Origin of the sequence: Shimia sediminis, from assembly GCF_003990645.1 — a bacterium.
In the GTDB taxonomy this organism is placed as follows: Bacteria; Pseudomonadota; Alphaproteobacteria; order Rhodobacterales; family Rhodobacteraceae; genus Shimia; species Shimia sediminis.
Window position 1 is genome coordinate 53,594 of record NZ_RYZK01000011.1, and the last position, 23,615, is coordinate 77,208.

The following is a 23,615-nucleotide window of genomic DNA, read 5'->3' on the forward strand; positions in this document are numbered from 1 at the left end:
CTGGACAAGAATTGCTGCAAATCTCTCACGCGGTCGTGTAATCAGCACGGCAAATGTTTCATATTGCGACAAAGGGGGCTACATCTGGCCTTTCAGCCCCAAGGGATTCCGATGAGCTTTGCACCCGACATCATAGAGCGACTGGCGCGTGCGCGATCCGATCTGCGCATGGGCGTGCCCATCCTGATCACCGGCTCAGGCGAGGCGGTTTTGGCTCTTGCGGTCGAAACGCTGGATTCTGTGCGGCTAAAGGACGTTCTGGATTTGGGCGCCGAACCCGTGTTGACGATCACCAGCCGGCGGGCAGAGACTCTGAAGGCGCGCGCCTATGATGGCGATCTGGCACGTATCAGGCTGCCTCAGGATGCCGACCTCGCCTGGGTGCGCGGCATTGCCGATCCGGCTGACGATCTGAGCAAGCCCATGAAAGGCCCGCTCAGCACCCAGCGCGACGGTGGCGCCGACTTGCATCGCGCCGCAATCCGCATTGTGAAATCGGCGCGCTTGCTCCCGGCGGCCTTGTTGGTGTCCCTGAAGAATGCCGCAAGCTTTGCTCTGGAAAATGGGCTGACGGTAATCCCGGCTGATCTTGCCGCGCCGCATTTGTCGTCCACCAGCCCTTTGCATCCCGTGGTCCATGCCCGCCTGCCGATGAGCGCTGCCGAGGCCGGGCGGCTACACATTTTCCGCCCAGAGGACGGCGGCGAAGAGCACTATGCCATCGAAATCGGACGCCCGCCACGAGACAAACCTGTCTTGGCTCGATTGCATTCCGCCTGCTTCACAGGCGATGTCTTGGGCAGTTTGAAATGCGATTGTGGACCGCAGCTTCGGGGGGCACTGGCGCAAATGGGGTCCGAGGGTGCCGGGGTTCTTTTGTACCTCAACCAGGAAGGGCGCGGCATTGGGCTTGCCAACAAGATGCGCGCATATTTCCTGCAGGATCAGGGGTTTGACACGGTCGAGGCCAACCACCGCCTGGGGTTTGAAGACGACGAACGCGACTTCAGAATCGGCTCCAAGATACTGAAGGAAATGGGGTTTTCTTCGGTTCGCCTGATGACGAACAACCCACGAAAGATCTCGATGATGGAGAACGCCGGGGTCAAGGTCAGCGAGCGTGTGCCTTTGAAAGTGGGCGAAAATGCTCATAACTCAGCCTATCTGGCCACCAAAGCCACCAAGTCTGGGCACCTTTTGTGAGTGTCTTTGACCTGTGCCTGACCCCAACGGGGCTACGGTTTTGGGGCCGCAAGTTTCCCTGCACCATTGGCCGGGGCGGTGTTGTTCGGGACAAACGCGAAGGTGATGGTGGCACCCCGGTTGGGCTGCATCACATTGTCGGCCTGCTCTATCGCCCCGATCGAATGGCTTGCCCAACGCCCTGGGCACAGCCTATTGGCAAGGACGATCTGTGGTCCGATTTCAGCGACGATGCGCACTACAATCAGATGGTGCGCGCGCCCTACCCGCACAGCCATGAACACCTGCGCCGCGCTGATCCGCTGTATGATCTGGTCTTGGTGACAGACTGGAACTGGCCGGTGGCCAAACCCGGCAGGGGATCAGCCATTTTCCTGCATCAATACCGACGCAAGGGATACCCGACAGAAGGCTGCATTGCCTTGCGACGCGACCACATGCGCTGGATCGCCGAACGCGCCGCACCCGGCACGCGGCTGATCGTGCGACGCTAAACCCGTTACTTGGGATACTTTCGGCTGGCGGTCGCCTTGGCCAGCACCTTGCCGCCCTTACGCGCAGTTGCAGTCTACTGATAGGTGTGCGATCCGCTTGGCGGACAGGGGCTCTTGTACTTGAAAGTTCCGGATTTCACCTTGCCATCCTTGGTGATTTTAAGCTTTTTGCTGCCCCCGTGATTGTAGTTCGGCACATCCAGATCTTTCAGTTTAAACTGGATCGTCGTGGTGCCTTCGGGAACACCCCTGAGGGTGAAACCTGGGTTGCCGACGGTGTTGGGATTGCCGGTGGTGCACAGCGGGATGTTACCCCAGTCGTCAAAAGACACCCGGAATTCAGCCAAAGCCGGGGTGGCAAAGGTCAGGTCAATAACCGCGGTGAAAACTCGGGGCATGGACACACTCCAAAACGTCTGACGTGTCCGAGTGTTACAGAAAACAGGGATTCAAGGAACTGTGTTGTGGTGTTTACCCGTAATCCCGGGCGCCAAAGATAGCCGAGCCAACCCTCACATGGGTTGCGCCCAACGCAATGGCACGTTCAAAATCGCTACTCATGCCCATCGACAAACCCGTCAGCCCATTGCGTTCTGCAATTTTAGCCAAGAGTGCGAAATGCAATGAAGGTTCTTCCTCGACCGGAGGAATGCACATCAAACCCTGCACCGGCAAATCCAGATTTCGGCATTCTTGGATAAAGGCATCCGCATCCTTAGGGAGCACGCCTGCCTTTTGGGTTTCTTCACCGGTATTGATCTGGATGAAAACCTCTGGGCATTGACCCATCTCTTGCGCAAGGCGCGCAAGTGTGTTGGCCAGCTTGGGACGATCGACGGAATGGATCGCGTCGAACAACTGCATGGCCTGCCGCGCCTTGTTTGTTTGCAAGGGGCCGATCAGGTGAACTTCGATGTCGCCAAATTCCTCGCGGAAGTCAGGCCATTTGCCAGCGGCTTCCTGAACTTTGTTTTCCCCAAAAAGACGGTGACCCTGCTGCAACACAGCCGCGACGCGTTCATTGGGCTGCACCTTGGAGACTGCAATCAGCCGTGTCGAACCAACTTCGCGACCGGCAGCTTGTTCTGCCTTGTGCATACGCGCTGTGATTTCGGCAAGCGACATTGGGGGCTCCTTGAATAGATCAATCCTTGGCGCACTTGAACATGAGATTTAGGCAAAAGAAAAGGGCAGGTCCGAAGACCTGCCCTCTATTAGGTTGCTTCTTGTTCTAAATTAGAACGAGAAACGCAGACCCAGGTCGGCGCGGGTTGTGCCAGCCAGATCAGCGATACCACCTTCGAGGAAGGTGCCGCCGCCGAGACGGTGGTGAACACCGATACCGATGTATTCATCCGAAACCGACTCATCGTGGTTCAGGTAACCACGGATGAAGGTCGAAGCGGTTGCTTGGTAGTTGAACGCAGCACCGTACTTCAGGCCGCCGGCGTTGTCCGCGATGTTGAATGCAACATCCCAGTTACCGAAGTTTGTGCCCGAGGTCAGAACCCACTCGGTGTCGCCTGTGCCACCGTCTTGGTAGCCAGCGCCGAGGGTCCAGTTGCCGAATGCGTACGAAACGGCCAGGCCGGTACGGTCAAAGCCGCGACCTGCGTTGCCTTGGTCATCCCACGAGTGCGACAAGTGTACGCCCCAGGCGCCACCCGACCAGATTACGTCGATACCTTGCGAACCCGAACCGCCCGACGAATATGCGTCAGCCGCCCAGGGGTTTGCGCCGCTGTTGTATACAACGTTGCCGTAACCCAGACCGGTCAGACCGATCGAACCGGTGTACATGTTCGGCATGTTTTCGATGGCACCCAGTACGTTACCAACCGAAACGGTGAAGCCGTTCGAAGTTACCCAGAAACGCGGGGTGTTGAAGCCTGCGGTACCATTCGAAACCGAAGTAACAACGGTAATTGTGGTGGTGCCACCTGGGGTCAGGACGGGGCCCGACGCGGTGCTGGCCGAGTCACGGGTTGCGCCGTGGCCATCAGCCTGGTAGCGAACCTGTGCGCCGAACGACAGGCCGTTGTCCGACTCTGCAGTGCCAGTCACGATCAGGCGGAAACGGCTGGTCAGCGACCATTCGTCAGCAGCACCTTCCGAATACAATACACCAAAGCGGCCGTAACCGCCAAAGGTCACGTCTGCTGCTGCGACACCGGCGGTGGCAACCAGAGCAGTCGTTGCGAAGAGAACTTTTTTCATAGTTTTTCCCTCGGATTTCCAATTCATGCGCCCAAACCGGGGAATCCGGAATGGGTATGCAGTGTCTGTCGCTTTTTTCAGGGGGTCTTTGCAAGCATGCGAAGCCTGATCGAACCAAAGCCGAAGGATATGGTGCAGGGATGCCACAGTTTCGGCCGCCCAAATCCAATCAAGCAGGGAATCGCCCGCAATTGCTACGCGATATAGCCTTGCCCAAATGAGCCCTCTTGGATAGGACGGTATCAACATGACGAACTGGGCAGGTACAATGACGCAAAGGGGCACCCTCGGGATTCTGGCGGTCTGCATCGCGCTGACGATGCTGTCATCCTGTGGTCGCAACAGAACGGTGACAACATCGGGCGAAGGCGGCTCTTATCTGGATCGCGACAATGTCGGCAATCCAATCGAGAACGATCAAATCACAGGAACCAAGAACGGCTCGACCATCTGGGAGATTTTTGAGCCCGACAATTCCGACGTGACCGTGCGGGTGAACAAATACATCTGGAATGCGTCGCTCGAAGTGCTGGATTTCCTGCCGGTTCAATCGGTTGACCCATTCTCTGGCGTGATTATCACGGGGTATGGCACCCCCCCCGGTGGCGGGCGCTCTTATCGGGCAACCGTATACATCCGCGACCCCGCACTGGACGCACGCTCACTCAAGGTGGCCATGCAGACACGCAATGGCTCTGCGGTATCTCCCGCCACCGTCGAAGCTGTCGAAGATGCGATTCTGACACGCGCGCGGCAAATGCGGATCAAGGACGGCAAGTTCTGATCCAACGCCGACTGTGTCGCTCTGTACTTAGAACGTGAAGCGTCCAGGCTGCATCGCCGCCAATCGGTCGATCCAGTCCAATTGCTGTGGCAGACAGACTGACCGCAGATCAAAGCGCTCAACGGCATGTTTTCGGGCCGCCGCTCCCAAACGCTGACGCAGGTCCGGGTCGTCCAGTGCGCCGTTGATCTCCTGCACCATCTGTTTTGGGTCAAAAAACGGAAACAGCCGCCCGGTGTCATCCTGACTGATAACTTCGCGCAAGGGGGCTGTGTCGCTGGCCACGATGGCGGCACCGGCGCTCATCGCTTCGATCAGCGACCAGCTCAGCACAAAGGGATAGGTCAGGTAGACGTGGCACCGGCTGACCTGCAACAGGGCGATAAAACGATCATAGGGAATCTTGCCCAGGAAGTGCACCCGCGCCCAATCCTCGTCCGGGATCTGAGCGCGCACCTCGTCTATATAGATCTGCTTCCAGGTTTGCCCCTTGGGCGGTTTCGCCCCATAGCTGACCTCGTCTCCCCCCACCATCAAAACCTGAGCCTTGGGGCGCTCTTTCAGCAACTGCGGCAGGGCACGCATAAAGACATGATAGCCGCGATAAGGTTCGAGGTTGCGATTCACAAAGGTGATGACCTCATCCTCGCGCGTCAGCACCCCGGAACCTTCGACCGGAAACTGCACCTCTGGGTTGGGACACACGACATCCGTATCAATACCGTCATGAATCACGCTGATCCGTGAGCGCACGGCCTCGGGGAACGTGTCTGCCTGAAACGCGGTCGGGCTGATCCCCAAGTCCCCCACCTCTGCGTGCAGAATGCTGTTGAGGTTCTTCAGCCGCAGGCGGATCGGTTCCTGATCAGCGATGCGATTGGGAAACTCGGGGTCAAAATTGATGTCGCCATCCTGTGCCTTGTAATACAGCTCGCAATACAGACCAATCCGCGCCTCGGGCCAGAGATCACGCAGGAACATCGACTCGCCCCAGCCCGGATGCGCAATGATGACATCAGGCATATACCCCTTTGCCTTGAGCTGGGCCGCGGCCGCATAACAGCTTTCTGCCCGCAGTAACTTGGTTTCAAAGTCCACCAGCCAAGGATGCAACCCCTTCCCCGGTTTGCGACGCAACCCATAGGGCAGGATCTCAACCCCTTGCCACTTAGTCGGCTCTTTGACCCGCAAGGTCAGCGCCAACACCCTGTGCCCACGCACCACAAGTGCCGGGGCAAGATGTTTGAACTGTCCGGGAAAGTTCTGGTGAATGAAAAGAACGTTCATCTTATGGGCCTGCTCGAAATTGGCTTTTCCTTATCTATAACGCAAATCCATCCTCGCGAAAGTCGTGCATTTTTTGCCGCGAACCCCTTTCACCCCCTAGACCACGCCGCCCGGGCCGCATATCACCCCTTGCAAACAAGCGTTTGAGTGAAAGGTGACATCCATGTCGCGCTATTCCGCCACCGAAATCGAGGCCAAGTGGCAAGAGGCCTGGGACAAGGCCGAAACCTTCAAGGCCGTCCGCGATGCATCGAAGCCAAAATACTATGTGCTTGAGATGTTCCCGTACCCCTCGGGCAAGCTGCACATGGGTCACGTGCGCAACTACACGATGGGCGACGTGATTGCGCGCTACAAGATCTCGACCGGCCACAACGTGCTGCACCCGATGGGGTTCGACGCTTTCGGCATGCCGGCCGAAAACGCCGCCATGGCCATCGGCGGTCACCCCAAGGAATGGACCTATTCCAACATCGACACCATGGTCGAGCAGATGAAGCCGCTGGGCCTCTCGCTCGACTGGTCGCGCATGTTCGCCACCTGCGACCCCGAATACTACGGCCAGCAACAGGCGCTGTTCCTCGACTTCCTCGAAAACGATCTGGTCTACCGTAAGAACGCCGTAGTGAACTGGGACCCTGTCGATATGACCGTGCTGGCCAACGAACAGGTCGAAGGTGGCCGAGGTTGGCGCTCGGGCGCTCTGGTGGAACGCCGCGAGCTGACCCAATGGTTCTTCAAGATCTCGGATTACTCCGAAGAACTCCTCGACGCGCTCGACACACTCGACAACTGGCCCGCCAAAGTGCGCCTGATGCAGGAAAACTGGATCGGCAAATCGCGCGGTCTGCAATTTGCGTTCGAACGCACCGATGGCTCCGAACCGATCACCGTCTACACCACCCGCCCCGACACGCTCATGGGTGCGTCCTTTGTCGGCATCTCGCCGGATCACCCGATCTCCAAGGAACTGGAAGAGGGCAACCCGGAACTCGCCGCCTTCCTCGCTGAATGCCGCAAGGGTGGCACCACCGAAGAAGCCATCGAAACCGCCGAAAAACTCGGATATGACACCGGCATCAAGGTAAAACACCCGCTGAACCCCGATTGGGAGCTCCCGGTCTGGATCGCCAACTTCATCCTGATGGATTACGGCACCGGCGCGATTTTCGCCTGCCCGGCCCACGACCAGCGCGACCTCGACTTCTGTCGTAAATACGATCTTCCGGTGATCGACACCTTCTTTGATCTCGAAGACCCCAAGCCTGTCGAGACCGAAGCCTTTGTGCCGCCAAAAGAGCAAAAGGTGAAATGGATCAACCACTTCGCCGGTCTGGACGAGGCCACCGGTCAGGACGCCATCGACGCCACCATCGACTTTGCCGAAAAGGCGGGCTGGGGGACCGGCGTGACCAAGTTCCGTCTACGTGACTGGGGTCTTTCCCGCCAACGCTACTGGGGCTGCCCGATCCCGGTTGTCCACTGCGACAGCTGCGGCGTGGTGCCCGAGAAGAAAGAGAATCTGCCGATCACCCTCCCGGATGACGTCAGCTTCGACAAACCCGGCAACCCGCTTGACCGCCACCCAACGTGGCGCGATTGCGCCTGTCCGTCCTGCGGTGCGCCGGCCAAGCGCGAAACCGACACGATGGACACTTTCGTCGATTCGTCCTGGTACTTTGCCCGCTTCACTGCGCCCCGTGCGGAAACACCGACCGTGGCCGAGGACGCCGAGTACTGGATGAACGTCGACCAATACATCGGCGGCATCGAACACGCGATCCTGCACCTGCTCTATTCGCGCTTCTTCGCCCGTGCGATGCACATCTGCGGCCACCTGCCGGAGTCGGCCAAGGAACCCTTTGACGCGCTCTTTACCCAAGGCATGGTGACTCACGCGATCTATCAGACCACAGGCGACAATGGACGCCCGGTCTATCACTACCCGGCAGATGTCGAAGACCGTGATGGCAAAACCGTGCTCAAAGCCACCGGCGAAGAAGTACAGGTCATCCCCTCGGCTAAGATGTCGAAATCCAAGAACAACGTGGTGGACCCGGTGGATATCATCACCGCCTATGGCGCCGACACCGCCCGCTGGTTCGTCCTCTCCGATTCACCGCCAGAGCGTGACGTCGAATGGACCGCCTCCGGTGCCGAAGCCGCCTTTAAACACCTCTCCCGTGTGCACCGCATCGCCGCCGAAGTGGCAACCGCCGAAGACGGCCCGCAAGGGTCGAATGAGGACCTCCTGCGCGAAATGCACAAAGCCATCCGCGACGTGACCCTTGGCGTCGAATCCTTCGGCTTCAACGCCTCGATCGCCAAACTCTACGCTTTCACCAACACGCTCGCCAAATCCAGGGCAGGCGCCGCCGCCAAACGCGAAGCCACCAAAACCCTCGCCCAGCTCATGGCCCCGATGACCCCGCACCTCGCAGAAGACATCTGGCAAATGCTGGGCGGCGAAGGCCTCATCATCAACGCCCCTTGGCCGTTTGCCGACGAGTCCATGCTGGTCGAAGCCAATGTCACCCTGCCGATCCAGATCAACGGCAAACGCCGCGCGGAAATCAGCGTGCCCGCGGATATGCCCAAGGAAGAGGTTGAAAAACTTGTCCTGGCCCACGAAGCTGTCACCAGCCGGTTGGAAGGGGCCCAGCCCAAGAAACTCATCGTTGTCCCCGGTCGGATCGTGAATGTCGTCATATAACCGCCGCCACTTCCTGATGCTCACAGCTGCCAGCCCCGCGCTGGCGGCCTGTGGGTTTGAACCCACCTATGGGGCCAAGGGGGCCTCGTCCCATCTGCTCAACCAGGTGGTTGTCGACGCACCCTCGACCAACGAAACCTATCTCCTGGTGCGCGAGCTCGAGGACCGTCTGGGTCGTGTCAGCGAAGGCAAGTACGGCTTGACCACCTCGGTTGAAACCGACGAGCAAAGCGTCGGGCGAACGGTTGAGGGCGTGACCTCGCGCTACGACATCGTGGCTGATGTGACCTATGCCCTGCGCGATATGACATCCGGCGAGGTTCTGACCACAGGAAAGCTGCGCAACTATGTCGGCTATTCCGCGACGGGCACATCCGTTGCGACCCTTGCCGCACAGGATGACGCATATGCGCGGCTGATGTCGATCCTGACAGACCAGATCGTCGCCGAACTGTGGGCCTGGTCGGCTCAAAACGCCTCATGAAACTGACGGCGCGGGACGGCGCCCGGTATTTCTCGAAACCGGACGCGGGCCGCACGGGCGTCCTGATCTACGGCCCCGACGCCATGCGCATCGCCCTGAAACGGCAAGAGCTGATCGCCGCCCTAATCGGCCCACAAGGCGAAGAGGAAATGCGCCTAACCCGTATTCCCGCCTCTGACCTGCGCAAAGATCCGGCATTGTTGGGGGACGCCATCAAGGCCGCCAGCTTTTTCCCTGGCCCCCGCGTCGCCTTTGTCGAAGACGCCAATGACACTGCCGCCCCGGCCATTCTTGCCGCATTAGAAGACTGGGCCGAAGGCGACGCACAGATCGTGGTGACGGCAGGTTCGCTGAAAGCATCCTCCAAGATTCGCAAGGCCTTTGAACAGCATCCCAACGCCTTTGCCGCCGCGATCTACAACGATCCCCCCAGCCGCGAAGAAATCGAGGCAGACTTGGCCAAGTCGGGCCTGCGCGACGTCGACCGCGACGCCATGACGGATCTTTCGAATCTTGCGCGCGAGCTGGACCCGGGCGATTTCCGCCAAACGCTGGAAAAGCTATCACTCTACAAGATCGGTGACAGCACGGCTGTCTCATCGCAGGACATCATCAACTGCGCGCCAACCTCGACCGAGGCCGAACTGGACGACGTCCTGAACATCGTCGCCGAAGGCCGCGCGCCGGATCTGGGGCCGGTCCTGCGCAAGTTGCAGGCCCAGGGCACCAACCCGGTCTCGCTGTGCATCGGGGCAACCCGCCACTTCCGCGCGCTCTACACGGCTGCCTCGGACCCCGGTGGGGCAGCGGCAGGCATCGCCCGCATGCGCCCACCCATTTTCGGCCCCCGCCGCGACCGCATGCTGCGTCAGGCCCAGGGCTGGGGTGCTGCCAAGCTGGAGCAGGCGCTGACCATCCTGACAGACACCGACCTGCAATTGCGCTCAGCAGGCCAAACCGCACCGACCATGGCGCTGGTGGAACGCATGCTGTTGCGCCTCTCGATGCTCGCACGCCGCTGACACGCGACATTCGGGGGGCAGAACCACCCCCCGCTTCATCTTGCCAAAAATACTCGCGCCGCAGGCATGGGCCGTCAGGCCCATTACTCTTGCGGTGCAAACATCGCAAAGACCTCGGCCCCGGTCATCTTCTTAGTCTCACCGGCAAAACAATAGCTGTTCGGTTTTTCATCAATGAAAATCTCCTGCCCCAGCGGAATGCCATCTGCATCGTCCAGCGTCCCAAGCCCAAAGTGATAGACTCCCTGCTCTGGTCCCGGGGCCGTGACACGGTAGAACAGGCTGCTGCCGCATTTGGAACATGATGCTCTCTCGGCCCATTCCGACGACGTGAACACATGCAAGTGTTCTTCACCGCGCAGCGTTACGGTTTTGGGCGCCGCCATAAAGGCGACAAAGACTCCGCCGGTCCACTTGCGGCACATGCTGCAATGGCAGGCGCCGCTGTGCACGGGGGGTTCCGAAAGCGTGTAGTTGACTGCACCACACAGGCAAGATCCGGTTTTCGACATAACTCATACTCCTAAATTGAATTCCGCAAGGATGGGTTTACCCTCACACCCTGACAGATTTTGGCAATAAGGCTCATGTGCCCCAAGGTCACTTTGCGAAAGACTTGTTGTCCTGAACCTGCGCCGCCAAACTGCCCGGCAAAGCTGAAAGGAAGATCATGTACGAAGTCATCGGAAGCCCCACCAGCCGCGCCTTTCGGGTGATGTGGATGCTCGAAGAGCTGGGCCAACCCTTCACCCTGACCAAGGCCGCGCCGCAGTCGGACGAAGTGCGCGCGCTAAACCCCTCGGGCAAGATTCCGGTGCTGAAGGACGGCGAAGACGTTGTCACCGATTCCACCGCCATCATGACCTATCTCGCTGATAAATATGGCACTCTGACCTTTCCGGCGGGCACAATCGAGAGGGCACATCAGGACGCGCTGACCAACTGTATCCTAGACGAGATCGACTCGGTTCTTTGGGTTGCGACCCGGCACAATTTCATCCTGCCCGAAGACAAACGCGTCCCCGATGTGCGCCACACGTCCAAGTGGGAATACGAACGCAACCTGAAACATCTCATGGATCGGTGCAAAGGGCCCTACCTGATGGGTGATACCTTTACCGTGCCTGACATCATCCTCGCCCATTGCGGTGCATGGGCAAAGGGGGCCAAGTTTCCGTCGGACAACGAAGACTTCAAAGCCTATCTCAAACGTTGCCGCGCACGGGACGCGTTTCAGAAACTCACTGCAGGCTAAGCGGCGTAATGCGCCGCGTGCTGGCCCGCCCAGCGCCCGGTGGCAAGGCACGCGGTCAACAGATAGCCCCCCGTCGGGGCCTCCCAATCCAGCATTTCTCCGGCAGCAAACACGCCGGGGCGGTTTTGCAGCATCAAGCCTTTGTCCAAAGCATCAAGCCGAATGCCGCCTGCCGTCGAGATCGCCTGATCCATTGGACGCGGTCCTTGGTGTGTCACCGGCAACGCCTTTAGCAAAGCCGCGAGGTTGTCCGGAAGAGGACGTCCAAACTCCATCAGCAACGCCTGTTTCACCGGGTCCAGCTTCAATGCCTTGCGCAGATGATTGCCCAGGCTCGCCTTGCCCCTGGGCCGCGACAAGCGCTTGCGAATTTCGCTCTCGCTGAGGTCCGGCAACAGATCCAGCGTCAAAGCATGCCCCTCACGCATCCGCCGGGAAACGGCATAGATGCCACCGCCTTCCAAGCCCTGCGATGACACGACAAACTCGGCGCGCAGCTGCTGATCGCCCGCCTTCAAAGCGACCGATTTCACCGGCGCGCCAAAGTGCTTGGCCATGTGTGGCGACCAGTCGACGAGGAACCCCATATTGGCAGGCTGGAACGGGGCCAGTGGCGTCTCAAACCATCCGGCCCACTCACCATTCGATCCTAACCTTGCCCAACTCGCTCCGCCACAGGCCAGCACGGCCACATCAGGCCGAACACCCTGCACGCCCTCGGGCGTTTCAAACTGAAACCCATCCGCATCCCCAACCCAGCGCCAGCGGCTGCGAACCTCGACCCCCAGGCCCTCAAGCCTGCGCAGCCAAGCCCTGAGCAGCGGCGAGGCCTTCATCGCCTTCGGAAACACCCGCCCCGACGACCCGGTGAACATCTCCTGCCCCAACTCTTCGGCCCAGTCGCGCACCGCATCGGGGCCAAAGGCCTCCAGCATCGGACGCAACACTGGCGCGGCCTCTTCATAGGCTTGCAGGAACCGGTCGAACGGTTCGTCCTTGGTCAGGTTCAGCCCGGATTTCCCCGCCATCAGAAACTTGCGTGCGACCGTTGGCTTGGCTTCGGCCACGACAACCGACAGGCCCCGCGCCGCCATCACATCCGCCGCCATCAGGCCCGCAGGCCCGCCTCCGATCACCAGCGCAAATGTCATTTCGCGCGTGTGCGGATCTCGCCCTTGACGTGAACAACACGCTGCGGGAAGGGGATCTCGATACCGTTGTCCTTGAGCGCATTCCAGATGCGAAACAACACATCCGACGTGTATTTGTAACGCCCGTCATCAATGCCGTTCACCCAGAATTCCACCGCGAATTCAATGCCATTGTCACCAAAGGCCCGCAGCTCGCAATCGGGTGGGAACGGGTCACTCAGAACGTCCGGGTTTTCAGCGACGGCTGCCTCGACGATGGCAGGAATCTTATTGATATCAGTGTCATAGCTGACCGAGAACGGCGCCTCGTAGCGATTTGCGCTACCTTGGTCAGAATAGTTGACGACCCGCGTCGTGATGAAATCTTCGTTCGGAACCACGATCCAACGCCCGTCATATGTCTCAAGGATCGTGGCGCGCGCAGTCATCTTGACGATGGTGCCCGCTTCGCCGCCATCAAGCTCGACATAATCGCCAACAGTGGCCTGACCTTCGAGCAAGAGGATGACACCGGAGATGAAGTTCGAGGCGATTTTTTGCAGGCCGAAACCAAGGCCAACACCAATCACACCGGTCAGCACCGCCAGCGACGTGAGCGAGATACCCATGATGTTCATCACCAAGAGGAAGGCGACACCAAATATGGTAATCTCGGTGGCCTTGGCGGCCAGCTCGCGCATGGCGGGGCGCATTTCCTGTTGGGACTTGATAAAGGCGGCGGACTGGTCGTTGGACCAGCGACCGAGCCAGAAAATCGCGCCCGCCACCACGGCAAAGCGCACCAGGAACAACAGCGAGAACGACAGGTTGCCTAGGGGTACCACCGTTTCGTCCATCTTCATCATGACTTCGTCGAGGAAGCCCAGCGCATAAAGCCCGGCGATGGGAACCAACAGGTATTTGCCGAGCACTTTCAACAGCGGGTCGTCGATGATTTCCTTCACCAGAATACGCGCGGCAAGGAACATGAAGACGCGCTTGCCAAAGGCGATCACCTCACCCGAGCCAAAGGCGGCGCGGGTCACGGTTTCGCCCAGTCCGGTCAGTGCATAGGCCAGGAGAGGAAGTAGTAAGGGTATGAAAATAAACAGAAACCTGCGGCTTTTGGCAACAACGTTCTGGGCATCATCCTGAGGTGTGAGGAGGCGTTCCAGCAGCGGTTTCAGACGCCGCGACACCAGCACGGCGGCACCGTAGGCGACGACCAGCAGTCCGAACTGCGTCCACGCGGCGGGGCTGAGCAGCCACTCTAACGCGAGGTCCCTGCCCTGCTCAAAATAGGCCTGAGCCTGTTCCAACAATTTTGTGCGATCCACCGTCAAACCCCTTGAGAAACTCAAAACTCACGTCATTCTCTTGCCTCATAAGCCCTTGGAACTCAAGAAAAACGCTGTGCCAGACCCGATTTGCCCCATTTGCGCGCGCCCGATCCCGGCGGAGGTCCCGCAAAGCCTGCACCACCTGATCCCGCGGCTCAGGGGTGGCAAGAACGGGCCAACGGTGCTGCTGCATCAGATTTGCCACAAAGAGATTCACGCCAGCCTGACCGAGACAGAGCTGGCGCGAGAATACAGCACGATCGAGGCGCTGAGGAGGCATCCGAGACTGGCGAAATTCATCCGCTGGGTGGCGAAACGTCCGCCGGATTTTCTGTCAAAAACCACCGGGCCGCGCAGGCGTCGAAAGGGTTAAGGTGTGGTTAAATGACCAAGTTGTACAACTTTTTTCGGGGCGACTCTCCAAGTTGTACATAACTTTCCGTTAACAAAACCCGGAAAGTTTTAGACAAATTGGCGCGTTCAGGGGGCCGGAATGAGGGATGTTCCAAAAATGTCCGGCTGGGGTTCGGGCAGACCCTCGAGCTCGAGGCCAATCAACGACGGAACCGGGTCAAACACCTGACCGGCCACGTGCTGAAATTCGAGCGTGGTGTAGGGGCGCTTCCACAGCCACGCGCGATTGCTGACGGCGCGCAGATCGGGGTTGGGTGGCCTGTCGTCGGTGAAGGCAAAAAAGTGCAGGTCAAAGCCATGGGGTGCGACCGGTTGGAGCGACAGACAGCGCATGCCCAGCGCCGCACAGGCCGCCATGTCAGTGGCGATGTCACCGGTGCGGAGCGTGATCTGGCCGATCCGGGCATCCCCGCCAAGCGGCAGGGTTGCGTCCCCTGCCGAAACCGGGCGGTTGCCGTCAAAGTCATGCTGGAGCAGTTCGATGACGAACCCATGGGGGTCCGAGAGGTGGCACATGTAGCCGATGTCGCGGAATTGTTGCGGTGGGCTGACGGCAAGGCCCGCATCGCGAAGCTGCTGACAGGCGATGTCCACGTTGGGCAGGGTGATGCCGATCTTCCAATAGCGGTCGGTGCGCGCATGGGCATAGGTGACGCCGCCGGGATGCAGCACCAGGTCCGCGTCCTGACCGGGATAGCCAAGCCGTAGGGTGTCGCCCCGCACCTCTGCCAACATGCCGAGGTGATCGACATAGAAGCGCGCCAGAGCTTGCGGGTCAGGTACGCGCAGGTGCAGGCCGCTCAGTCGCACGGGATCAATGCCCGTTCTGGCAGAGCGCCTTGATGCCGGTGGCGATCTCGGGTTTGGCGGCAAGCGTGTCGGCGGCGATCTCGCGCGCGGTGTCGAGGAGAGCCGCAGGGTCAACGAGACGATCCACCAGACCAAATTGCAGCGCCTCATCGGCGAGGATCTTTTGTCCGCCCATCAGGATCAGCTTGGCCCGCGACGGGCCGATCAGGGCGGCCATGCGGGCGGGGTCCGAGGGTTGCGGCAGAAAGCCGAGCTTCATCACCGGGTAAAAGAACTTGGCCGTCGGCACCGAAAGACGCAGGTCGCAGGCCAGCGCCATGCCCATGGCACCGCCCGCGAGCGTGCCGTTGAGGGCCGCGATGGTCAGCCCCGGCAATGCGGCGATGTTGCCCGAGAGCCGTTCCCACACATCCGATGTGGCAAGGCCGGCGCGGGCCTCGTCCAGATCAGCACCTGCGGAAAACACCTTGCCCGTACCGGTCAGGATCAGCCCACGCGCGTCCTGAGCGGCCTTGGCGATGTCGGCCAGTTCCGAGAGCATGGCGTGGGTCAGCGAATTGGCCTTGTCCGGGCGGTTGATCGTGACGATCCACAGCCCGGTGTCTTCTTTTTGCAGCTCGATCATCAGATCAGCCCAACCTTGCGGCGAATGTCTTCGTCGCGCAGGGAAATCTCGTCTCCGATCCAGTCGTCGGCCTCGGGGCTGCACATCCACAGCAGGCATTGGCCGACCCATTCCGGTGGAATGTGGTCGGACCAGTCGAGTTTCGACACCGGGTTGATGCCGCTGGCCTTGATCTCTTTTTGCATCTGGGTGGCGACGGTGCCGGGTGACAGGCCGATGGCGCGAATGCCCTGATCGCGGGCCTCTTTGTCTACACAGCGGTTCAGCATGTTGGCCCCGGCCTTGGAGGCGCAGTAATGGCTCCATGCCTCAACCGGGCCGTGGGCCGCGCCGGAGGAAATGGTCAGGATCGAGCCACCTCCGGCAGCCATCATGATCGGCATGGCCGCGCGCATGCCGTAGTAGACGCCCTTGAGGTTGATATCGATGATCTTGCCCCAGTCGTCGGGGTCCGAGGTGGCCAGGTGCGAGATCGGATCGACCAGGCCTGCGTTGTTAATCAGCACGTCCAGGCGGCCAAATTTCGCGACCGTGACGTCGACCACGGATTGCACCGAGGCGTAATCGGAAACATCGCAGGTCAGGGCGATGGCCTGATCGCCGATCTCGCCCGCGATGCGCTCAATGTCGCCCGCGCTGCGCGCTACCAGCGCCACGTTGGCCCCGGCTGCGGCAAAAATGCGCGCTGCGCTTTCGCCGATCCCGCGGCTGGCGCCGGTGATCAGAACGGTTTTCCCAGTCATGTCAGTCATGGTGTCGCTCCTCGCGTTTCATGTTGTGCCCAGAGGTAAACCGCCGGATGAAAATGGTCCAGCCATTGCCCCTTGACCCCGCCGGAAAGGAGTCCGAAGCTATAAGGGAATTTCAGAGGATAAAGCATATGAAAAATTGGAAGAAATTTTCCGGTGCGGGTGGGCTGGCCCTCTTGATGTCCACCACTGCGGCGCTGGCCGACGTGAGCAATCGCGATGTCTGGGATGCGTGGAAGGGCGTGCTGACCAATGTCGGTTACGAGGTCAGCGGCAGCGAGAGCGAATCCGGTGGCGTGCTGACCGTCAGTGATCTGGTGATGAGCTTTGACATGGCGCCCGAAGAGGGTGACGTGCGCGTGGAGATGGGTGAGCTGCGCTTTGAAGAGCAGGGGGATGGCACCGTCCGGGTGATTATGCAGGACAGCATTCCGGTCCATGTGAGTGTGACCGAAGATGGCGACGCCAGCGACATGACGGTCCTGTCCATGATGAAGGGGGCCGATATCGTGGCCTCGGGCGATCCGGGCGACGTGACCTATACCTACAGCGCCGACACCGTGGACATCGTGCTGGACAGCATCACCGAGAACGGTGAACCGATTGAGGATCTGGAGTTCAAGGTCAACGCCATGGGTGTGTCCGGAAAATCCGCGGCCAATGTCGGGGATACGGTCAAGTTCTCGCAGCAATCCGCGATCAACAGCATGTCCATCGTTGCAAGCGGCGAAGACGAGGAAGAGGGCAGCTTTGATCTCAAGGCGGATATCATCGGCATGGCCATGGATTTCGCCGGTCTGGTGCCCGAAGGGATGGACGAAGCCGAACCGGGTGACGCGTTCCGGGCGGGGTTCAACATGAGCGGCACCTTTTCCAGCGAAGGATCGACCATGGTTCTTTCTGCCGATGAAGGCGCGGGGCCGACCAACCTCAACATGACCACCGGCAAGAGCACGTTGTTGGTGCGCGCGGGCGACGGCGAGTTTGAATACGATGGCGGTGTCAACAATCTGGCGGTGAACATGGTGAGCCCTGATCTGCCGCTGCCGGTCGTGCTGAACATGAACGAGTTCTCTTATGGCTTCCTGATGCCATTGCTCAAGGGCGACACGCCGCAGGACTTTGACGCGAGCTTTAAGCTGGCCGGGCTGACGGTTTCGGACATGCTGTGGGGAATCTTTGATCCCGGTGGCATGCTGCCACGTGACCCGGCGACCCTGTCGCTGGCGGTGACGGGCACGGCAACGCTGTTCGAGGACCTCGTGAACGAGGAAGAGATGGAAGGTGGCGACGAGATACCGGGTGAGCTGAATTCGCTGACGCTGAGCGAGATCGTGCTGGACATGGTGGGGGCAAAGATCACCGGCGACGGGGACTTTACCTTTGACAACACCGACCTGCAGACTTTTGACGGTTTCCCGCGTCCGACGGGTGCGGTCAACCTGCAGGCCAAGGGCATCAACGGGCTGCTGGACACGCTGGTGGCCATGGGCCTGTTGCCGGAAGAACAGGTCATGGGCGCGCGCATGATGATGGCGATGTTCACCGTGCCGGGTGAGGCCGAAGACGAAATGTCGTCGAAGATCGAGATCAACGAAGCGGGGCATGTGCTGGCCAACGGTCAACGCATTCAGTAACCGCTGACCTAAGGTTTCAAGGGCCGCACGGGGGTATCCGGCGCGGCCCTTTTCCGTTGCCACCCTTGCGTGTTTGGGCCGTGCGGTCTACCTCATGTGAGGAGAAAATGAGGGGCATATGGGCGACACTCTTGAAAAGCTGACACAGGCGATGCTCGAGGCGGCAACCCGCGCAGGTGCGGATGCGGCGGATGCGATGGCGGTGCAGGGCACTTCGGTTTCAATCGACGTGCGCGGAGGTGTTTTGGAACAGGCCGAGCGGTCCGAGGGTGTTGACCTGGGATTGCGGGTCTTTGTGGGTCAGCGGCAGGCCAATGTGTCGGTCAGCGACACCAGCCCAGAGACCCTGACCACCATGGCGGAACGCGCCGTGGCCATGGCCCGCGAAGCGCCGGAAGACCCCTATATCGGCCTGGCAGACCCCGACCAGATCACCACAAACTGGGACATCGCGGCGCTGGAAATGTCGGACCCGACGGCGGAACCTGCGCCGGCGGACCTGCAGCGCGATGCCTGCGAGGCAGAGGCCGCGGCAGCTGCGATCAAGGGCGTCTCCCAGGTGCAATCGGCCACCGCGGGCTACAGCAATTCAACCGTGCATCTGGCGGCCTCGAACGGGTTTTCGGGCGGCTATGGGCGCACCAGCCGGGCCGTGTCCTGCGTGGCCATTGCCGGGACCGGAGACCGCATGGAGCGGGATTTTGACGGTGACGGGCGCACGTTCCAGTCGGACATGCGGTCGCCCGAGGACGTGGGCCGCGTGGCAGGCAAGCGCGCGGTGGAACGGCTGGACGCGGTGCAACCGCCGACCGGTGCCTATCCGGTGCTGTTTGACGAGCGCATATCCTCGTCTCTGGTGGGGCATCTTTTGGCGGCGGCCAATGGCGCGATGATTGCGCGCGGCTCGAGCTGGTTGCGCGATGCGCTGGGCGATCAGGTTTTGCCCAAGACCCTGTCGATCATCGAAGACCCGTTCCGACCGCGCGTCAGCGGATCGCGTCCATTTGATGCAGAGGGGCTGGCCACCAAACGCCGGACCATTGTCGAGAACGGTGTGCTGACCGGCTGGACGCTGGATCTGGTGAACGGGCGCAAGCTGGAGATGCCCTCGACCGGGAATGCCGCGCGGGGCGTGTCGTCACCGCCGTCGCCCAGCACGTGGAACATCGCGCTGACCCAGGGCAACAAGAGCCGGGCGGGGTTGCTGGCCGATATGGGCACGGGGCTGCTGATCACGTCACTGATCGGGTCGACCATCAACCCCAACACCGGCGATTACTCTCGCGGGGCGGCTGGGTTCTGGGTGGAAAACGGCGCGATCACCCATGCGGTGAACGAATGCACCATCGCGGGCAATCTGCGCGATATGCTGAAGACGCTGGTGCCTGCCAATGATGCGCGCAGCCACCTGTCACGCGTCGTGCCCTCGGTATTGGTCGAAGGTCTGACCCTTGCCGGAAACTGATCTGCAGCTTTTGATTGCGGCGGCGCGGGAAGCCGGGCGTATTGCCCGGCGGTTCACCGGCAAGACAGCCGAGACCTGGGACAAGCCGGGCGGCGCCGGACCGGTGACCGAAGCCGATATTGCGGTGAACGACATGCTCGAGGCCGAGCTGCGGAAGGCACGGCCCGACTATGGCTGGCTGAGCGAGGAATCGGCGGATAGCGCGGCACGGCAGAGCGCCGAGAGGGTGTTCATCATTGACCCCATCGACGGCACCCGCAGCTTTATCGAAGGCTCGCGCACATGGGCGCATTCGCTGGCGATAGCCGAGGATGGCATCGTAACCGAGGCGGTGGTGTATCTGCCGCTGCGCGACAAGCTGTATCACGCCCATCGCGGCAAGGGTGCCTTTCTGAACGATATCGCGATCACGCCCACCTCGCGCGGAGAGCTGACCGGCGCCGAGGTGCTGGCCGCGCGGCCGGTGATGGAACGGCAACACTGGCAGAGGGATGTGCCCGCCGTAAAGCGCAGCCACCGCCCCTCGCTGGCCTATCGCACGGCATTGGTGGCCGAGGGGCGCTATGACGCGATGCTGACGCTCAGGCCCACATGGGAGTGGGACATTGCAGCCGGAGACCTGATCCTGCGCGAGGCGGGTGCGGTGACCAGCGACCGCTATGGCCACGACCTGCGGTTCAACAATGCCGATCCGCGCCTGCAGGGCATGGTGGCGGCGGGCAAGCACGTGCATCGCGAACTGACGCGGGAGTTGCGGTCAAAAGGCAGCGCGCCAAGGTTCTGACCTGTCCGGTAGGTCGGACAGTTTGTCCGACCTACGAGGTGGCGTAGCGATCCACGAAGTTTTTCAACACCGCTTCGGGTGCGTGCACATGGGCGGCGCGGCACATGGCGATCAGCTTGTCTGCGTCTTCAGGTGGAAAGTAGCCACGGTGTTTGTAGATGTTGATACGCACTTCAAAGCCGTCACTGTCGGCTTCGGGGTGGAACTGCGTGGCATAGACGTTCTGACCATAGCGGATCATCTGGTAGGGGCAGGTGGGCGACGAGACGAGGTGGGTGCAGCCCTCGGGCAGGCGTTGCACGGCCTCTTTGTGGCCAACGAAGGCGAGGAAATTCTCGGGCAATCCTGCGAGCATCGGATCGGTGCGGCCCGCGTCTGTCAGGCTGCAATCCGAGGTGCCGACCTCTTCTGAATAGTTTTCCTTGGAGACCACCTTGCCCAGATGATGGCCGAGGATGCCGATGCCGTAGCAACAGCCCAGGAACGGGAAGTCGCGGGTGGTGATCTCGGGCATGAGGCTCATCACCGCGTCTTCGATCCGGGCCTCGACCGGGGTTTTCTTATCCGCCGGGTCACTGACGCAGCCGGGGCCGCCGCCTACGATCACGCCGGAGAACTCATCGAGGTCGAGGTCCTCGGGGAGAGGCGATTGATCGAGCCGGATACGCAGGGTGTCAGCCGCGGACAACCCGCTTTTGCGCAGGATGGCGGCAAATTCATCGTCAGAGGCTTCGGTCTCGGGGCGGAGTTGCAGGATCAGGAACGGCTTCATGGTTTTCGCCCTGCCGCATTATGCCAAAGAGGTCAAGATGGCAGGGGGTGGTCGGACAATTATGTCCGACCTACGCGGAGCGCGCTGCCCTTGTTCCTGCCGGGGCATGGGCCTAAGTTCGGCGCCAACGCAACGGAGGTTCCCCCATGGCCCAACATCATTTCCCTTTGACCGGCACGCAGGGCTAAGGCGGGTATATGGCGCGATCGCTGGGACTGTCGGCCTATCTGGCCTTTGCGCGCAGGCAGGCGCCTGTTTTGGACCGGATCGAGGGCGAGCGCCCCGAGGGTCAGCTGGTCTGGCTGCATGCGGCGGACCCTGCGCGGGCGCATGTGCTGGCACAGATTGGTGTACGATTGGCGACGCAGCGCGGACGCACAGGGCTGATCCTGACCACACCACCGGGGCACCCGTTGCCACGGGCCTTGCCGGGGGATGTGGTGCATGTGGCCTGCCCTTCGGAAAACCCGACCGACATCCGGGCCTTTCTGGAGCATTGGCGTCCGGATGCCTGCCTGTGGGACGGGCCCTGGCTGCGTCCGGCGCTGATCGATGCGGCCTATCGCCGGGGGGTGGCGCAGGTGCTGCTGGATGCCGACGACCCGGCGCTGGCACACAAGCGGTGGCGGCTGGTGCCGGAACCGATCAAGGGCACCCTGCCGCTGTTTGACGCGATCCTGAGCCATTCGGACGAGGCCGCGAACAGGCTGTCACGCCTGGCGCCGGTGTCGGACCGGATGCATCGCAGCGGCCCGTTGCTGGAAGACAGCCCTGCCCTGCCCTGCAATGACACCGACCTTGAAGATCTGAGCGCGGCGCTGGGCGGGCGTCCGGTGTGGCTGGCCTCGCAAATCCACCCTCACGAGCTGCGCCCGATCCTGATGGCGCATCGCAGTGTTCAGCGGCTGGCGCACCGCACGCTGCTGGTGATCACGCCGGACGATCCGAAAGAGGCCGAGGCAATCCGAAACCTGTGCCGCAAGGAACGCTGGCATGTGGCTTCGTGGGATGACGGCGAAGTGCCGGATGCCAACACGCAGATCCTGATCAGCGAGGACAAGCGCGAGCTGGGCCTGTGGTATCGCGTCGCCCCGGTGACGCTGATGGGCAGTTCGTTGATCTCGGGTCAGGGTGGGCGCAATCCGCTGGAGGCCGCGGCACTGGGGTCTGCGGTGCTCTATGGACCGGGGGTTCGCGATTACCTCGACAGCTATTCGCGGTTGGCGCAGGCCGGGGCGGCGCGTATCGTCAAGGATGCCGACAGCCTCGCCAGCGCGCTGGGGCTGGTGACAGCCCCGGACCAGGCGGCGTCGATGGCGCATGCGGGCTGGGAGGTGGTGTCGGAAGGGGCAGAAGTGGCGGATCAGATCATCGCGATGGTGCAGGATATGCTCGACGCAAAGGACGTGGCCTGATGCGGGCGCCGGAGTTCTGGGACCTGCCGCCCGAGCGGCCGGGAGTGCGGGCAAGGCTGCTGGCACCTTTGGGGGCGATCTATGCGCGCGCCACGGCGAGGCGTGTGGCGCAGGCGGCGGGCTACCGTGCCAGCGTTCCGGTTATCTGCATCGGCAACATCAATGCGGGCGGCACCGGCAAGACCCCCACGACCATCGCGCTGGCCCAGCATTTGCAGGGCAAGGGGCTGGTGCCGCATGTGGTGACACGCGGCTATGGCGGCTCGCTGGAAGGGCCGGTTCGGGTCGATGAACGGACACATAGTGCTGCCGAAACCGGGGATGAGCCATTGCTGCTGGCGGCATTCACACCGACATGGGTTGCCAAGGATCGTGCGGACGGAGCCAAAGCGGCCGAGGCGGCCGGGGCCGATGTGATCCTGATGGATGACGGGTTTCAGAACCCGGCGCTGCACAAGGACATCTCGATTGTGGTGGTGGACGCCCATCGCGGCTTTGGCAACGGGCGTTGCATCCCGGCGGGACCGTTGCGCGAACCTGTCCGTGCAGGATTGGCGCGGGCGGATCTGGTGCTGTCGATTGGCAATGATGCGGCGCAGGCACGGTTTGGCGCGCAATGGGCAGAGCAGCTGGACCTGCCCCATGCCAAGGGTGCGTTGAACCCGTTGCAGATGGGTATGGATTGGACCGACACGCCGTATCTGGCCTTTGCCGGGATTGGTCATCCGGAAAAGTTCTTTGCCACGCTGCGCGAGCTGGGAGCGACCCTGTTGCATTGCGAAGCGCTGGAGGATCATCAGCCGCTGAGCCCGGCGCTGTTGGCGCGGCTGGAACGGGAAGCCGCAAAGCTGGGGGCGCAGCTGGTGACCACGGAAAAGGATCAGGTGCGGCTGCCGCCCGAATTCCGCCACAAGGTGCTGACCCTGCCTGTGCGGCTGGAGCTGGAAGACTGGTCTGTGGTGGATACGGTTCTGGAGCGGGTCGTGCCCCGGGGGTAGGTCGGACAAGATTGTCC

The 23,615-nt window shown here is 61.2% G+C and carries 24 protein-coding genes; 13 read left to right on the forward strand and 11 right to left on the reverse strand.

From position 1 onward, the window contains the following. The first annotated feature begins 111 nt into the window (after window positions 1-111). Both ribA and EK369_RS18275 read left to right on the forward strand, forming a co-directional pair. On the forward strand, window positions 112-1,203 hold the full coding sequence (gene ribA, locus EK369_RS18270) for a GTP cyclohydrolase II (RefSeq protein ID WP_127115706.1): 1,092 nt from the start codon (window positions 112-114) through the stop codon (window positions 1,201-1,203). After that, window positions 1,200-1,697, forward strand: coding sequence for a L,D-transpeptidase family protein (locus EK369_RS18275; protein WP_206198117.1), 498 nt, complete (start codon window positions 1,200-1,202; stop codon window positions 1,695-1,697). Before ribA ends, EK369_RS18275 begins: the two co-directional genes overlap by 4 nt. A 74-nt stretch (window positions 1,698-1,771) precedes the next feature. Here the strand turns inward: EK369_RS18275 and EK369_RS18280 are convergent, their stop codons facing one another. From EK369_RS18280 to EK369_RS18290, 3 genes are all read right to left on the reverse strand, one after another. Continuing rightward, window positions 1,772-2,095, reverse strand: a complete 324-nt coding sequence (locus EK369_RS18280) for a YbhB/YbcL family Raf kinase inhibitor-like protein (RefSeq protein ID WP_127115707.1) — start codon at window positions 2,093-2,095, stop codon at window positions 1,772-1,774. Window positions 2,096-2,168: 73 nt separating this feature from the next. Further along, window positions 2,169-2,822, reverse strand: a complete 654-nt coding sequence (locus EK369_RS18285; protein ID WP_127115708.1) for a YggS family pyridoxal phosphate-dependent enzyme — start codon at window positions 2,820-2,822, stop codon at window positions 2,169-2,171. A 111-nt stretch (window positions 2,823-2,933) separates the two neighbouring features. Further along, on the reverse strand, window positions 2,934-3,914 hold the full coding sequence (locus tag EK369_RS18290; protein WP_127115709.1) for a porin: 981 nt from the start codon (window positions 3,912-3,914) through the stop codon (window positions 2,934-2,936). Between the two features lie 247 nt (window positions 3,915-4,161). On the opposite strand from EK369_RS18290, the gene EK369_RS18295 reads away from it, so the two are divergent. After that, window positions 4,162-4,698, forward strand: coding sequence for a DUF3576 domain-containing protein (locus tag EK369_RS18295; protein ID WP_235871476.1), 537 nt, complete (start codon window positions 4,162-4,164; stop codon window positions 4,696-4,698). Between the two features lie 27 nt (window positions 4,699-4,725). Here EK369_RS18295 and EK369_RS18300 read toward each other — a convergent pair whose 3' ends face one another. Continuing rightward, a complete protein-coding gene (locus EK369_RS18300; RefSeq protein WP_127115710.1) occupies window positions 4,726-5,985 on the reverse strand; it encodes a glycosyltransferase in 1,260 nt (419 codons plus the stop codon). A gap of 163 nt (window positions 5,986-6,148) precedes the next feature. Between EK369_RS18300 and leuS the strand changes: the two genes are divergently transcribed. The 3 genes from leuS to holA are packed head-to-tail and all read left to right on the forward strand — an operon-like array spanning window position 6,149 to window position 10,204. Next, on the forward strand, window positions 6,149-8,698 hold the full coding sequence (gene leuS / locus EK369_RS18305) for a leucine--tRNA ligase (RefSeq protein ID WP_127115711.1): 2,550 nt from the start codon (window positions 6,149-6,151) through the stop codon (window positions 8,696-8,698). Beyond that, window positions 8,685-9,182 carry an LPS assembly lipoprotein LptE gene (gene lptE, locus EK369_RS18310; RefSeq protein WP_127115712.1) on the forward strand — a complete coding sequence of 166 codons (498 nt, stop codon included), beginning with the start codon at window positions 8,685-8,687 and terminating at the stop codon, window positions 9,180-9,182. The genes leuS and lptE overlap by 14 nt, the downstream gene beginning before the upstream one ends. After that, complete coding sequence (gene holA, locus EK369_RS18315) at window positions 9,179-10,204, forward strand: DNA polymerase III subunit delta (RefSeq protein WP_127115713.1); 1,026 nt, start codon at window positions 9,179-9,181, stop codon at window positions 10,202-10,204. Before lptE ends, holA begins: the two co-directional genes overlap by 4 nt. An 83-nt stretch (window positions 10,205-10,287) precedes the next feature. On the opposite strand, the gene EK369_RS18320 is transcribed toward holA, so the two are convergent. Then, window positions 10,288-10,716 carry a GFA family protein gene (locus tag EK369_RS18320; protein ID WP_127115714.1) on the reverse strand — a complete coding sequence of 143 codons (429 nt, stop codon included), beginning with the start codon at window positions 10,714-10,716 and terminating at the stop codon, window positions 10,288-10,290. A 158-nt stretch (window positions 10,717-10,874) separates the two neighbouring features. Between EK369_RS18320 and EK369_RS18325 the strand changes: the two genes are divergently transcribed. Then, complete coding sequence (locus EK369_RS18325) at window positions 10,875-11,459, forward strand: glutathione S-transferase family protein (protein ID WP_127115715.1); 585 nt, start codon at window positions 10,875-10,877, stop codon at window positions 11,457-11,459. On the opposite strand, the gene EK369_RS18330 is transcribed toward EK369_RS18325, so the two are convergent. Both EK369_RS18330 and EK369_RS18335 read right to left on the reverse strand, forming a co-directional pair. Then, the gene (locus EK369_RS18330) at window positions 11,456-12,610 is read right to left on the reverse strand and encodes a TIGR03862 family flavoprotein (RefSeq protein WP_127115716.1); all 1,155 of its coding nucleotides are present in this window, start codon (window positions 12,608-12,610) and stop codon (window positions 11,456-11,458) included. The two genes, EK369_RS18325 and EK369_RS18330, sit on opposite strands and share 4 nt — an antisense overlap. Next, complete coding sequence (locus tag EK369_RS18335; RefSeq protein WP_127115717.1) at window positions 12,607-13,926, reverse strand: mechanosensitive ion channel family protein; 1,320 nt, start codon at window positions 13,924-13,926, stop codon at window positions 12,607-12,609. The genes EK369_RS18330 and EK369_RS18335 overlap by 4 nt, the downstream gene beginning before the upstream one ends. Window positions 13,927-14,002: 76 nt before the next feature. Here EK369_RS18335 and EK369_RS18340 point away from each other — a divergent pair, with 76 nt between their 5' ends. Further along, a complete protein-coding gene (locus EK369_RS18340) occupies window positions 14,003-14,302 on the forward strand; it encodes an HNH endonuclease (RefSeq protein WP_127115718.1) in 300 nt (99 codons plus the stop codon). A 107-nt stretch (window positions 14,303-14,409) separates the two neighbouring features. Here the strand turns inward: EK369_RS18340 and EK369_RS18345 are convergent, their stop codons facing one another. The 3 genes from EK369_RS18345 to EK369_RS18355 are packed head-to-tail and all read right to left on the reverse strand — an operon-like array spanning window position 14,410 to window position 16,530. After that, entirely contained in the window at window positions 14,410-15,153 is a 744-nt protein-coding gene (locus EK369_RS18345; RefSeq protein ID WP_127115719.1) for a VOC family protein, read from the reverse strand. A gap of 4 nt (window positions 15,154-15,157) precedes the next feature. Beyond that, complete coding sequence (locus EK369_RS18350) at window positions 15,158-15,778, reverse strand: enoyl-CoA hydratase/isomerase family protein (protein ID WP_127115720.1); 621 nt, start codon at window positions 15,776-15,778, stop codon at window positions 15,158-15,160. Further along, a complete protein-coding gene (locus EK369_RS18355) occupies window positions 15,778-16,530 on the reverse strand; it encodes an SDR family oxidoreductase (RefSeq protein ID WP_127115721.1) in 753 nt (250 codons plus the stop codon). Before EK369_RS18355 ends, EK369_RS18350 begins: the two co-directional genes overlap by 1 nt. 128 nt (window positions 16,531-16,658) lie before the next feature. On the opposite strand from EK369_RS18355, the gene EK369_RS18360 reads away from it, so the two are divergent. From EK369_RS18360 to EK369_RS18370, 3 genes are all read left to right on the forward strand, one after another. Continuing rightward, the gene (locus EK369_RS18360; RefSeq protein ID WP_164727040.1) at window positions 16,659-18,164 is read left to right on the forward strand and encodes a DUF2125 domain-containing protein; all 1,506 of its coding nucleotides are present in this window, start codon (window positions 16,659-16,661) and stop codon (window positions 18,162-18,164) included. 118 nt (window positions 18,165-18,282) lie between these two features. Then, window positions 18,283-19,629 (forward strand): TldD/PmbA family protein, encoded by a 1,347-nt coding sequence (locus EK369_RS18365; protein ID WP_127115723.1) that lies wholly within the window; start codon window positions 18,283-18,285, stop codon window positions 19,627-19,629. Next, window positions 19,616-20,413, forward strand: a complete 798-nt coding sequence (locus EK369_RS18370) for a 3'(2'),5'-bisphosphate nucleotidase CysQ (protein ID WP_127115724.1) — start codon at window positions 19,616-19,618, stop codon at window positions 20,411-20,413. The genes EK369_RS18365 and EK369_RS18370 overlap by 14 nt, the downstream gene beginning before the upstream one ends. Before the next feature lie 31 nt (window positions 20,414-20,444). Here EK369_RS18370 and EK369_RS18375 read toward each other — a convergent pair whose 3' ends face one another. Then, window positions 20,445-21,185, reverse strand: coding sequence for a glutamine amidotransferase (locus EK369_RS18375; RefSeq protein ID WP_127115725.1), 741 nt, complete (start codon window positions 21,183-21,185; stop codon window positions 20,445-20,447). Window positions 21,186-21,382: 197 nt separating this feature from the next. Between EK369_RS18375 and EK369_RS18380 the strand changes: the two genes are divergently transcribed. After that, window positions 21,383-22,600: a 3-deoxy-D-manno-octulosonic acid transferase gene (locus EK369_RS18380; RefSeq protein WP_127115726.1), complete on the forward strand. Its 1,218-nt coding sequence runs from the start codon at window positions 21,383-21,385 to the stop codon at window positions 22,598-22,600. After that, window positions 22,600-23,598, forward strand: a complete 999-nt coding sequence (lpxK, locus tag EK369_RS18385; protein WP_127115727.1) for a tetraacyldisaccharide 4'-kinase — start codon at window positions 22,600-22,602, stop codon at window positions 23,596-23,598. The genes EK369_RS18380 and lpxK overlap by 1 nt, the downstream gene beginning before the upstream one ends. The last annotated feature ends 17 nt before the right edge of the window (window positions 23,599-23,615 follow it).